We start from the raw sequence: 12,624 nt of genomic DNA on the forward strand, positions 1-12,624 counted from the left end.
GAGGGCATTTTTATGACCAGGCAGTTCGTGTTCTCTTCCGAATCCGTCGGCGCGGGACACCCCGATAAGATGGCAGACAACATCTCCGATGCCATTCTCGATGCGGTCCTGCGCACCGATCCGAAGGCGCGCGTCGCCTGTGAAGTGTTGGTGAAGACGGGGATGGTCGTTGTGGCTGGCGAGATCACCAGCCATGCCCACATCGATTACAGCCAAGTCGCCCGCGATACGATACTCGATATTGGCTACGACGATGATGCGATTGGCTTTGATGGTCGACGTTGCGCCGTCGTTCTGGCCCTCACCGAGCAGTCGCCCGACATAAGCCAGGGCGTTGATGAAGGACGAGGGCAGGATCTCGGGCAGGGGGCAGGGGATCAGGGCATCATGTTTGGATTCGCATGCAACGAGACGGATACATTGATGCCCCTGCCGATCCAACTCGCTCACCATTTGACGAAAAGACAGGCCGAGGTCCGGAAAGCGGGACAGCTTGGCTGGCTGCGTCCGGACGTGAAATCTCAAGTGTCCGTACGCTACGAAGGGCTCCGCCCGGTGGCGCTGGATACCATAGTCCTGTCGACGCAGCATGACGAAGCGGTCTCACAAGCCACGGTACGCGAAGGCGTCATTGAGGAGATCATAAAACCGGTCCTGCCGGCCCACCTGGATACTTCGGGGATCAGATTTCTGGTCAACCCAACAGGGCGGTTCGTGGTCGGTGGGCCTGCCGGCGACTGCGGCCTCACAGGACGGAAGATCATCGTCGATTCCTACGGTGGGACCGGGCGTCACGGCGGCGGTGCCTTTTCGGGCAAGGACCCATCCAAGGTTGACCGCTCGGCGGCCTATGCCGCCCGGTATGTCGCGAAGAACATCGTTGCCAGCGGCCTTGCGGAGGTCTGCGAGGTTCAGCTTGCCTACGCGATCGGCGTGGCCAGTCCGGTTTCTGTCATGGTCAATACTTTCGGAACCGCAAGGATCGAGGAAAAAAGGATCGAGCGCCTTGTTCTCGAGGTTTTCAATCTCCGACCGAAAGGCATCATCAAGATGCTTGATCTCTTACGCCCGATATACCGCAAGACGGCGACATACGGACACTTCGGGCGTGAAGAGCCTGAGTTCACCTGGGAGAAGACGGACAAAGCTGACGATTTGCTGCGTGAAGCAGGACCGGCAGCTGCGTGAGGGCGGCTGGATCAAGCGCATGCGGCAACCCATTTCAACTCGCGAGACCACGCCCGGCCGGCATGGCAAGAAGCCGGCTCGGGTTTTTGGCGGAGATTTTGATGCGGATTATGACGTGCTCTGCATCGGTAATGCCATTGTCGACATCATCGCCCAGTGCGACGAGGCATTCCTCGAGACCAACGGCATCATCAAGGGAGCGATGAACCTCATCGACACAAGGCGCGCCGAGCTGCTCTACAGCCGCATGGGTCCGGCGATCGAGGCCTCCGGCGGCAGCGCCGGCAACACGGCGGCCGGCGTCGCCAGCTTTGGCGGCCGCGCCGCCTTCTTCGGCAAGGTCTCCAACGATGCGCTGGGCGAAATCTACGCCCACGACATCCATGCGCAAGGCGTCGCCTTCGACACCACGCCGCTCAAGGGTGAACCGCCGACGGCGCGCTCGATGATCTTCGTCACGCCCGACGGCGAGCGCTCGATGAACACCTATCTCGGCGCCTGCGTCGAGCTCGGGCCTGAGGATGTCGAGGCGGACAAGGCCTCTGGCGCCAAGGTCACCTATTTCGAAGGCTATCTGTGGGATCCGCCGCGCGCCAAGGAAGCAATCCGCCAGACGGCGATGCTGGCGCACGCGGCAGGCCGCGAAGTGTCGATGACCCTGTCGGATTCGTTCTGCGTCGACCGCTACCGCGACGAGTTCCTCGAGCTGATGCGTTCGGGTACCGTCGACATCGTCTTTGCCAACAGCCACGAGATCAAATCGCTTTACCAGACGGCGTCGTTCGACGAAGCGCTGGCGCAGATTCGCAAGGATTGCCGCATCGCCGCCGTGACCCGATCGGAAAAAGGCTCGGTGATCGTGCGCGGCGACGAGACCGTGGTGATCAAGGCGACCGCCATCAAGGAGCTGATCGACACGACGGGCGCCGGCGATCTCTATGCCGCCGGCTTCCTGCATGGCTACACGCAAGGCCGTGACTTGCAGACCTGCGGCGACCTTGGCTCACTGGCAGCCGGATTGGTGATCCAGCAGATCGGCCCCAGGCCCCGTCAGAATTTGCGCCGCGAGGCCGAGCAGGCGGGGCTGACCATTCCGGACGTTCAAACGAGTTAGTGGCCTACCTTCCCGTTGTGCAGGCTATCTCGCCAGAAGCGCAATCACGGAATAGGGAAATCCTGATGTCGAACATGATGAAGGCGCTTGTGAAGGCCAAGGCCGAACCGGGCATCTGGATGGAAGAGGTGCCGGTGCCGGAAATCGGCCCCAACGACGTGCTGATCAAGATCAAGAAGACGGCGATCTGCGGCACCGACGTGCACATCTACAATTGGGACCAGTGGGCGCAGAAGACGGTGCCGGTGCCGATGGTGACGGGCCATGAATTCGTCGGCACCGTTGCCGATTTCGGCGCAGCGGTCACCGAATACAAGGTCGGCCAGCGTGTATCGGGCGAAGGCCACATCGTCTGCGGCCATTGCCGCAACTGTCGCGCCGGGCGAGGGCATCTGTGCCGCAACACACTCGGCGTCGGCGTCAACCGGCCGGGCGCCTTCGGCGAGTATCTGGCGATCCCGCAGCACAATGTCGTGCCGATTCCCGACGATGTGCCCGACGAGATCGCCGCAATCTTCGATCCCTTGGGCAATGCCGTTCACACCGCACTGTCCTTCGATCTGGTCGGCGAGGACGTGCTGGTGACTGGCGCCGGGCCGATCGGCATCATGGGCGCGCTCGTCGCCCAATGCGTCGGTGCGCGCAAAGTGGTCATCACTGACATCAACCCGGTGCGGCTGGCACTGGCGAAAAAGCTCGGCGTCCAGCATGTCGTCGACGCCTCGAAGGAAAAGCTGCGCGACGTCATGCCGGCGCTCGGCATGACCGAGGGGTTTGACGTCGGCCTCGAAATGTCGGGCGCAGCCCCCGCCTTCCGCGACATGATCGATACCATGAACAATGGCGGCAAGATCGCCATTCTGGGCATTGCGCCGACCGGCTTCGAGATCGACTGGAACAAGGTCATCTTCAAGATGCTGCATCTCAAGGGATCTACGGCCGCGAGATGTTCGAGACCTGGTACAAGATGATCGCGCTGGTGCAGGGTCCTCTCGACGTATCGGGCCTGATCACACACCGCATCGGGGTCGATGACTACCTCGACGGTTTCGAGGCGATGAAGAGCGGCAATTCGGGGAAGGTGGTGATGGATTGGTAGGGATTGCCTTGGCCGCTCTTCAGGAAAAGCTGACGGGACAGCACCCCTCTGGTCCGCCGGACATCTTCCAACGAGGGGAACATGGCTGGGTGGAGAGCTATGGCTCCGCTAGGTGCGCCCCCTAATCATGATACGGCGACGTATCGCGGCCCATCCGATAACGGTCGATGGTGGCAATTCGCCTCAGCCGATGACGGAAACCCGGTGAACGGATGCTCACAGGCCCCCACGCGATCGTCTATTTCCTAAGATCTGCGATTGAGGTCGAGGTGTTGCCGCCGTTTCAGCGGGTAAGATGCGTTAGACGACTTCCGGTACCTTTCCGGTCAGCGAATTAAGGAAGGCAACGAGCCGCATTGGACAGGTCGTGCCATTCCGGTTCGGGGGAAGTATGGCGCGGCTCAGCATGGCGACACGGTCGGAACTGAAGCGGCGATCGTGGAGCGTTATCGCGGCGTTGACAAGCGGCGCATTCTGAATGAGTTCGGGGCGGTAATCGGCTATTATCGCAAGCGCGCGCGATCCGTCTTATGAACCGTCGTGAGCAGAGGCCGTCTGCGGGCAAGAGCCGCAGCCGCTGTTACGGCAGCGATGTCCGCGAGGCGCTCATCGTGTTGTGGGAGGCTTCGGAGCGGCTGAGGTCCGCATCGTCGCTCGCGGCGGCCAGCGCCGCCGGGCAGGAATGAGTTCGGCAGTTCGCCGCTCGGTGCAAGCCCGCACCTTCGGCGATTGGAAAGATCCGCCGCCCGGCTTTGTTGAGCGCATTCGGGCACGTCTTGGTCGGGGAGCTTCGTGCAGACGATGGTGCTGACCGAAATTGCCACCGGCTGGACCGAATGCATTCCGGTCCGCACGCGCAACAGCGGCAATGTGATCATGGCGATCAAGCAGGCCCGCTCGCGGTTTCCCTGACCCTGTGCTGCTGTTTGCCGGCATCCGCCCGCACAGGAAGAGCTTGGAAAGCGGTCGATCGTCGTGGCCTGAATCCGGAAATCGAGGAGCCGTTGGTCGTCGATCTCCAGCCTGAACGCGGTCGTTTCCTGGTGCCGCAAATCGGCTGTTGCATACACATCCCTGTCAGACGTCAGTTTTCCTCGCCCATTTTGGTGTCGAGACGCGAAGTGCTCTTTTGGACCAGCAAGGCTTTTTGGAAATCTGAGAGCGGCTTTCCGCGGGGCGCTCCATTTTTGAGCATCAAGCTACCACAGCCAATGACGCGCAGGTTCCACCAGACTCGCCAGCCTTGAAGGACAGCGAAAATAGCATAGCACGACAGACACAACAATCCATCAGGAAGCCGCAGTCGTTGAAGATGCGGCGCTGCATCCATACCGTGGATGCATTCGATCCAAATAATCGATTTGTTCAATCAGTTTCTCGAAAGCTAACCCTACCCTCTGTGGGAATCGGGCTCTGGGCCGCGACGCTGCCTTGCGAGCGCAGGGGCTGCACGTAGGAGAGATGATGCAACGAGAAATCGCACGCGGGTTGCTGGCGTCGTGGGTTCGCCGACCGGCGTATTTGAGCCCGTCAGTTGGTCCTCACCCGCGCCTATTGCCACCGAGCGACTTGCATGTCCCTCCAACTCGGACCTGTTCCGAGAGATGCGACGAGTTGCGCGCCGTGTGCTCCGATCAGATGGCCGCCGGTGACGCGTCTCTCTTCGATAGGAGATGAAATGCGAACGCTGCTCGTGGATCATCATGCGGATCTTGCGCGCGCCATGCGACTTGCGCTCGGGGATGGCGGCTTCGTCGTTGATGTCGTTGGTACTCTGGAACTGGCCTCGAGTGCATTTTCTTGCGCCAGCTATGAAATTCTCCTGCTGGAATTGGCTCTGCCAGATGGCGATGGCTTGGGTTGGCTGAGGCAGTTGAGGACCCACGGGCATTCAGTTCCTGCCGTCATTATGAGCAGCCTTAACGATCTCGATAAGCGAATTGCGATCTTCAACGGTGGTGCGGACGACTTTCTGCTCAAACCCGTCTCTACCGATGAGCTTATCGCCAGAATGAGAGCCATTCTGCGCCGGGCGTCACAGATGACCGACCTGAGGCTCGTATTTGGCAATCTCAACTTCGATCCGGTCGCCCGGCAGGTTTTCGTTGCTGGGCACCCAATGATGATCGCACGTCGCGAACTCTGTATTCTAGAGCATCTGCTTAACCGGGCAGGCCGCATCGTGCCCCGTGCGCAGTTGGAAGATCACCTCTATTCGTTCAACGACGACGTGTCTGCCAACGCGCTTGAAGTCGGAATCTATCGTTTACGTGGACATCTGACCAGATCAGGTGCAACGCCACGGATCAAGACCATCCGTGGCATTGGCTACATTCTAGAATTGACTGACGCGTCATCCGCATAGTTTGTCGAATCGAAAGAAGATCTATTTTGCTGATCCTTCAACATCCTTGCCCTGCGCTCAATTGGCGGGCGATCGCCATCAAGGTTCCGAGACCTGCAGTGCCCCGTTACCTGGGCCATCTCCTCTGCGCGCTTATTGTGACTTTCCCACTTGGTGTCGCGGCGCAAAACAAGCAGGACAAAGGCGCGCCGCGTGCGGCTTCGAATAGCATCAATGCCACGCTGACCCTTTCCTCTTCGCTCGGGGAGACCGTTCATCTGCCCGCGCCAGCCACGACCATCTTTGTTGCTGACCCGACGATCGCGGATTTTCAGGCACCATCGAGCAAAACAATCTTCGTCTTTGGCAAGAAATCGGGGCGGACCAGCCTATTCGCCTTGGACGGCAACGGCGAGCCTCTCGCCGAATTGCGTATCGTTGTCACGCAACCGATCGGGGATTTACGCGCCATGTTGCGGGAGCAGGTCGGCGACTATCCCATCCGCGTCAACTATACGCCGCGCGGCGCAATCCTTAGCGGGACGGCGCCCGACGCAGAGGTCGCCGACACCGCAAAAAGAGTCACTGAGCAATATCTGGGCGACGGAGCGCAAGTCGTCAACAACATCAAGGTCGCTGGATCCCTGCAAGTTAACCTCAGCGTGCGCGTAGCCGAAGTCTCACGCAGCGCCATGAAGTCACTTGGCGTCAACCTGTCCGCCTTCGGTCAAATCGGCAATTTCAAAGTGGGCGTTCTAAGCGGAAGCGGTGCAAGCGCTGGATCTGGTTCAACCCAGGGTGGCGGTACAGCAGAAATCGGATTCGACAACGGTGTCGTCAACGTCAGCGCGGTTCTCGACGCGCTCGCCAAGGAGCATATAGCTTCCGTCCTGGCTGAGCCGAACCTCACCGCTATGTCGGGTGAAAAAGCCAGCTTTCTAGCTGGCGGCGAATTTCCCATTCCTGTCCTGCAGGAAAACAGGCAGGTATCGGTTGAATTCCGTCACTTCGGCGTCAGTCTGGAATTTGTGCCGACAGTTCTCAGCAACAATCAAATCAACATTCACGTAACGCCCGAAGTCAGTGAACTGTCGACGCAAGGTGCCGTGCAAATCAACGGAATTTCCGTGCCGGCAGTTTCCACGCGCCGAGCCGATACGGTCGTCGAACTCGCCAGTGGGCAGAGCTTCGCAATCGGCGGTCTAATCAGGCGGAACGTCAACAATGATGTCAGGGCCTTTCCCTGGCTCGGAGAAATGCCGATCCTGGGACCGCTTTTTCGCTCGTCCTCGTTTCAAAAAGAGGAGTCAGAACTGGTCATTCTAGTTACGCCTTACATTGTAAGACCAGGCTCCAACCCAAACCAGATGAGCGCACCTACGGAGCGGGCGGCACCGGCTTTGAACGGAGGGGGCGCTCCGACGAATTCCGTGGCAAGTCCCCCGCGAGACCGCGCTGCTATCCGTGCGGGCGCGCCAAGCGCCCAGGGCGGTCTCGGCTTCATCATCGAATAGTGTCGTCCAATGATGTTGCGTTTTATAGTCCTCTTTGTCGCTCTGGCACCAAGCGTAAGTGGCTGCACAAGCACTACGCCAGTTGATGTCGAACCATCGGCATCAATGCTTGTCCGAGAGGAGACCACCCTCCTGACGTTGCAAAGCCTGCGCGCTTCCGAACGGCAGCGTTTGCGTGATTTCCTAAACAAGGCCAGTCGCGGCCGATTCGATGCCCTCCACCTCCTCATCAGCGGTTCGCCCCAGCTCAGCGCAGGGGTAGCCCATCAGGCCAGGCAGTTGGCAATCGAAGCAGACAACATTCAATTGCTCGATCAACACGACGCCGGCTCAGTGCGAATTGAGGCGATTGTCTATCACGCCCGTCCGCCGGTCTGTCCCTCATATGGTGCCTTACCCAATGAAGAATCCTTCAAACAGCCGCTTGGTTGTTCGACAGGATTTAACCTGGCCGTGATGGTCAACGATCCGCGCGATCTGCTCGACAATCAGGCCGTCAAGTCCGGCGATGGCGATCGTGCTTCTGTACCAGTTGCCACTTACAGAACATTCGGGACGGATAAAGGTGGCTGATACCGGCCCTTATCTTGGCAGCACTCCTACCGGAGATTGAAAGCTTCCAATCTCGTCCTGATCTAAAATCAAAGGAACCGCTGGATGCAATATAGGCGCGATATCGCGGGCCTTAGGGCTGTTGCTGTACTTCCGGTCGTACTCTTTCATTTCGGAATTTCGGCGATCCCGGGTGGCTTTAGCGGGGTCGATATCTTCTTCGTCATCTCCGGCTACCTGATCAGCGGAAGCCTCTTGGATGACCTTGAACGCGGCCAATTTTCGATCGTCAACTTCTACTGGCGCCGTGCCCGGCGCATTCTGCCGGCTCTCGTCTTTGTGATGCTTCTCACCTGCATTGCCGCATTGTTCATTCTTCTGCCATCGGATCTGCGCGAATTCGGTCTTAGCATCATAGCTGCCTCGACCTTCTGGTCGAACGTTTTTTTCTGGAAAACGTCAAGTTACTTCTCGATCGATGCCGCGCTTCGACCACTGTTGCACACCTGGTCGCTTTCCGTAGAGGAGCAGTACTACATCTTCGCCCCAATCCTGATGTTCCTAATCTATCGCTACATCGGGAAGCGCTGGCTGACGACACTTCTTCCGATAATTCTCTGCAGCTTCGTAATGGCGGTGATGGCGACATCGCTGGCGCCCACCGCCGGATTCTATCTGCTGCCGACCCGAATCTGGGAACTCATGTTGGGCGCCCTGCTCATGCTCAAACGCCCCCCGCCGTTGGGCAACAGATTCCTGATGGAGTCGGTGGGGTTGGCCGGATTTGGCCTTCTCGCCATCGGGTTCTTCGCGCTTTCGGAGAGCGACCCGTTCCCAGGCTACAACGCCTTGTATCCATGCATCGGAACGGCCCTTCTGATCTATGTTGGCCAAAATTCCCCCTCGACGGTCGCCAGCCGCATGCTCGAAGTCCGGCCGCTGGTCTGGATTGGGCTCATCTCGTATTCTTTGTATCTTGTTCACTGGCCGCTCAATGCGTTCGCGCATTATCTTTCGTTCCAAAAACTCGATCCTTTGATGACCGGTGCGATGTTGGTAGCAAGCCTCGCATTGGCTGCATTCTCCTGGAAGTTTGTAGAGCAGCCGTTTCGACAGAAGAGGGCCTTCACCGCCCCGGGGCCTATCTTTGCCTTTTCAGCGCTCGCGATCGTTGTTCTTTGTGCCGGCGGAGCGGCGGGGGCGCTCGGCAACGGCTTTCCGCAACGGTTTCCGGACTATGTCCAGCGGCGCATTTCCGTCGGGGACTGGAGGAATGGCATCTGTTTCAACGAGGGCACCAGCCGGATCGAAAGCTGGAATATGGAGGATTGCACGCGCACTCGCGGTTTTCCAACAACGGTTTTTTTGTGGGGCGACTCCTTCGCCGCGCACTATGTTTCCGGCCTGGGTGCTAACATAAATCGGTTGCAGGCGAACATCGTGGAATATACGTACGCCGGCTGCCCGCCGATACTCTCTTACTACTCTTACGCTCGTCTTGATTGTGTCCGGTTCAATCGCAAGGCCTTGGACATCATCTTGGAAGCGGACATCAAGACGGTTATCCTCAGCGGTAAATGGAGTGACTATGAGGTCAGAGGCTTCGACGGTCTTCAGCAAACAATCGATACGCTTCGTGCCCTGGGCGTGCGCGTGTTTGTCATCGGCCAGTCTCCGCAGTTCCCAACTGACGTCCGGAAAATTGCGTTCTTCGCCAAGCGCCAAAATCTGGACGATACGTCCTGGCCGATGGCGATGGACCCCGGCATCAACGAACGTGTGCGCTCATTTACCAAAGGCGCCACATTCATCGATCCGCTGAAATTCCTGTGCAGCGCAGGACGCTGCCCCTATTCCGACAGAGGAGAGTTTATGTATTTCGACTATGGTCATTTCTCTTCAGCCGGCGCCACACTGGCAATCTCGAAATACTGGCCGGCTTTTGGCAAAGACAATGCTCTTCCTAAGACGAAGTAGCGGGTCAGACGGCTGACAAGCACCAGTGCGGGTCCCTGTGATTGCTCCTGCTTCGGCAGCAGCCGCGACGATGGAGCTGTTCAGGTTTAAGGCCACCCGATAGCGACCTAGGATGGGTGCTGCCACGCGGATCGGACTAAGCGTGCATTATCACGTAAATGTTGAGAGAATGAATGGCGCCGCGAAGGGCAATTCCAGCCATCACAGCGACAGGCGTGTCGCGGTCCCGACATAGCAGTGGCACTTACCTGACACGGCCTCACACTGCCCTCTAAACGGCCCCGAATTTGAACTGACCACCCCTGGCCGGTTCATTGGGCAGGTCAAGGGCTAGGCTGTATTACACAGGGCTCACCCCTTTCAGTCTCAAGTTGGTACGATGGGCCGTGGACGGTCGATGCAGACTTCAAGGATGGCGAAAGAAGCTCTCTATGCGTGCGTTGTCGAGGCAAGTGCCTTTGCCAGAGATGCTCGCGGCTGGAGAGATTTCAAAATGAGCGTTGGAAGCGGAGAATGCCGCCGACGCTGTTCGGCTTGCTCGTGCCCTTGACGGTGGTAGGGTCGGCAGGGCCGACGCCAAAGTTGCCGTAGTGGTCGTAATCGACCTCGGCTGTGACCGTGAAGCCAGGAACGACCATATAGACGACGTTTGCAGCCAAACCAGAATTCTTGAGCTGATCACTCGAGACCTGAAAGTTGAACGAAGTTTTCTCGTCAAACTCGTAGGTGGCGCCCGCCCAGAAAGCCCACTGGCCGTTCCAGATTTTGTACGAGCCGCGCACATGATTGGCGATTGCGCCGTTTGAGTCCTCGTTGAGACTGCCATTGGAACCGTAGCCGAACAGTCCAAACAGCGACAGCTGGTTTGTGACAGCGACGTCGACACGGATCTTGCCGGCCAAAGCTTCGTAGTTGCTGTCATAAGCCGCGACGCCGGTGATCGAGCCCCAGCCTTGCGTGTATTTCAAGCCGGCGACAACGTGCGGAATATAGCTGTCGATAGTACCGGCTGAGCCCGATCCTTGTTCGAGCGAAATCACGGTCGAAATGCCGTTGCCGGCGTCGAAGTAGTACTGAGCCACGTTGGTGTCGAAGCCGGCCGACCGAACGAGCATACTATCGAGAACGTTGCCAGCGTAGCTTACAAACGTATCGAAGGCCGACCCGTCCTTGCCAACTCGCAGGCCCCCCAGCTCGACCCAGGCAGAAGCCAGTGCGAGGCCGCTGTTGAAACCATAGTTCTGAGGACTGTCACGCGAGTTAGCGCTATTGCCAAAATTCACGTGGGTTTCGGTATAGGTCGTCAACGCGCCGAGCTCGGTCTGCTGGCCGCTCCAAGTTTTGAACGTGAAGCGTGTGTTGTTTCGCCAAGTGCCTTGGTCCTCGCCAGTTCTCACATCCGAGGTTCTTGCGCTGTCATACGATCGGACATCACCCAGGCCGATATCATAACGGACATAGCCGCCGATGCGCAGGCAGGTCTCGGTGTTGGGAATATAGAAATACCCCGAGCCGAGGACGTCGCAGATCTTGATGTACTCGGCCGGTTCCCGCTCGGCGCCAGCTGCTCGAACGACGGAGGCGGCGATCAGAGCAGTTAAGCCGAGAAGACGAATCTTGATGTACATGTCTAGATCTCCATGAAGGAATAAAAAGGATAGAGGCGTAAGAGCAAGCTTTACTCTAAATTTTGTGCGTGTTGTCTCCAATTTGTGGACGTAAAAGCGCTTGACATGGGAGGTTATCCAGCGTAAAAGCCACATGTACTTAGAATAGTGTTTTCTTCTAGGAGATTCATTATCGTTTATATGTGAAACACTCCGGTCAGACCGCTGCAGCCTCGGAATAGAGCAGCAAGCGACATGCCAACCTGAAGCGTAGATGCGGCCGACACCAAAATTGGGCCGACGCGCCTTCGTCTCGCTGGAATCACTTTTTTTGAGGGTCACTGCGAAAAGCAATGTGCGACACGGTTCGCCATGTTCGATATGTGACAGTCTCGTTTAACAGCGACGGCTTCCCGTCTGACCGCAACGGAGGCCGCTTCATGCGCTACCGAGAAGGATTACTGCGCGCGTGCGGTCCGCAAGGGCTGCGCCAGGAACAGAGGGCGTCCACGTCCGATGTGTCGCATGGTGGCCGAAGCACCTTTTCGCCGCTGTAAGTTCGCCGTGCAGGTACATTGCGCGGCCGATAGCGAGAAGGGATCGCACCCTGAAACGGTTGCCTAGGGCTCGCCTCGAGTAATTGGCGATGAACAGCATTCTCGAGAACTTAGTCTCGACGGAAAGAGCAACGAAAGGAAGCCGCTTGGACGAGCACGATCCGAAGGAAGAACTGATCGAGACCATTTTCCGCAACGGCACAATCACTGCCGTGGGTATCCTGCTTGCCTTTTCGCTCGGCTTCCTCACTCATTGGGCGGCGAACCCCTTGCCATGGCAACTCTACGATCTGTTCGCCGTAGTGCCGATCCTGCTCGGCATCGCACTGCAGATGAGAGCGCTGTCCATGCTGCTCGACATGAGTTCCTTGCGCCGCCCCATCTACGAACGCGCCAATCGCATTTTCATGGTCGGCCTCATCCAGACCGCGTGTGGCGTCGGGATGGCGATCTTGGTCGATCTTTTCGGGATATCGGTAGGGGGCACGCTGCCCGGCGCTTGACGACAAGCCACACCGCCGCTCATCGCTCGAAGCGACGTCAAGCTGGGGAGCCTTGTGCACCCCCTAGCGGCGCCTTCCTTTCATCAAATGAGCGGACGTCAGCTTTAGAGCGTCTCGGTGGCTAAAGCCGGTATGGTTTTTCGGCCGGCAGGGAAGGCCGCTGGCTGGA

Annotated in this window: 9 protein-coding genes and 1 pseudogene; 8 read left to right on the forward strand and 2 right to left on the reverse strand. The window is 58.3% G+C overall.

The features are described 5' to 3' along the window. Positions 1 to 12 precede the first annotated feature (12 nt). The 3 genes and pseudogenes from metK (at position 13) to tdh (ending at position 3,401) form a co-directional block, all read left to right on the forward strand. A complete protein-coding gene (gene metK / locus CIT31_RS28355) occupies positions 13 to 1,188 on the forward strand; it encodes a methionine adenosyltransferase (protein ID WP_063169265.1) in 1,176 nt (391 codons plus the stop codon). Positions 1,189 to 1,207: 19 nt separating this feature from the next. Next, a complete protein-coding gene (locus CIT31_RS28360; RefSeq protein WP_245316490.1) occupies positions 1,208 to 2,302 on the forward strand; it encodes an adenosine kinase in 1,095 nt (364 codons plus the stop codon). A 65-nt stretch (positions 2,303 to 2,367) separates the two neighbouring features. Further along, positions 2,368 to 3,401: pseudogene (gene tdh / locus CIT31_RS28365) on the forward strand (L-threonine 3-dehydrogenase). Between the two features lie 1,084 nt (positions 3,402 to 4,485). Here the strand turns inward: tdh and CIT31_RS33940 are convergent. After that, positions 4,486 to 4,770 (reverse strand): hypothetical protein, encoded by a 285-nt coding sequence (locus tag CIT31_RS33940; protein WP_126089914.1) that lies wholly within the window; start codon positions 4,768 to 4,770, stop codon positions 4,486 to 4,488. Positions 4,771 to 5,079: 309 nt separating this feature from the next. Here CIT31_RS33940 and CIT31_RS28375 point away from each other — a divergent pair, with 309 nt between their 5' ends. From CIT31_RS28375 to CIT31_RS28390, 4 genes are all read left to right on the forward strand, one after another. Then, entirely contained in the window at positions 5,080 to 5,766 is a 687-nt protein-coding gene (locus tag CIT31_RS28375) for a response regulator (RefSeq protein ID WP_029354874.1), read from the forward strand. A gap of 71 nt (positions 5,767 to 5,837) precedes the next feature. Next, entirely contained in the window at positions 5,838 to 7,259 is a 1,422-nt protein-coding gene (locus CIT31_RS28380) for a type II and III secretion system protein family protein (RefSeq protein ID WP_051695798.1), read from the forward strand. Positions 7,260 to 7,271: 12 nt separating this feature from the next. Further along, complete coding sequence (locus tag CIT31_RS28385; RefSeq protein ID WP_236473720.1) at positions 7,272 to 7,832, forward strand: CpaD family pilus assembly lipoprotein; 561 nt, start codon at positions 7,272 to 7,274, stop codon at positions 7,830 to 7,832. Positions 7,833 to 7,916: 84 nt separating this feature from the next. Beyond that, complete coding sequence (locus CIT31_RS28390; protein WP_091595825.1) at positions 7,917 to 9,788, forward strand: acyltransferase family protein; 1,872 nt, start codon at positions 7,917 to 7,919, stop codon at positions 9,786 to 9,788. Positions 9,789 to 10,276: 488 nt separating this feature from the next. Here CIT31_RS28390 and CIT31_RS28395 read toward each other — a convergent pair whose 3' ends face one another. Beyond that, positions 10,277 to 11,416, reverse strand: a complete 1,140-nt coding sequence (locus tag CIT31_RS28395; RefSeq protein ID WP_095521259.1) for a porin — start codon at positions 11,414 to 11,416, stop codon at positions 10,277 to 10,279. Positions 11,417 to 12,098: 682 nt separating this feature from the next. Here CIT31_RS28395 and CIT31_RS28400 point away from each other — a divergent pair. After that, positions 12,099 to 12,455, forward strand: a complete 357-nt coding sequence (locus CIT31_RS28400) for a hypothetical protein (protein WP_091595902.1) — start codon at positions 12,099 to 12,101, stop codon at positions 12,453 to 12,455. Positions 12,456 to 12,624 lie beyond the last annotated feature (169 nt).

This window comes from Mesorhizobium wenxiniae (assembly GCF_002284535.1).
Classification (GTDB): Bacteria; Pseudomonadota; Alphaproteobacteria; order Rhizobiales; family Rhizobiaceae; genus Mesorhizobium; species Mesorhizobium wenxiniae.

Coding starts and splice junctions, on each gene's coding strand:
- metK (WP_063169265.1), top strand. CDS start 13: ATGACCAGGCAGTTCGTGTTCTCTTCCGAATCCGTCGGCGCGGGACAC.
- CIT31_RS28360 (WP_245316490.1), top strand. CDS start 1,208: ATGCGGCAACCCATTTCAACTCGCGAGACCACGCCCGGCCGGCATGGC.
- CIT31_RS28375 (WP_029354874.1), top strand. CDS start 5,080: ATGCGAACGCTGCTCGTGGATCATCATGCGGATCTTGCGCGCGCCATG.
- CIT31_RS28385 (WP_236473720.1), top strand. CDS start 7,272: ATGTTGCGTTTTATAGTCCTCTTTGTCGCTCTGGCACCAAGCGTAAGT.
- CIT31_RS28390 (WP_091595825.1), top strand. CDS start 7,917: ATGCAATATAGGCGCGATATCGCGGGCCTTAGGGCTGTTGCTGTACTT.
- CIT31_RS28395 (WP_095521259.1), bottom strand. CDS start 11,416: ATGTACATCAAGATTCGTCTTCTCGGCTTAACTGCTCTGATCGCCGCC.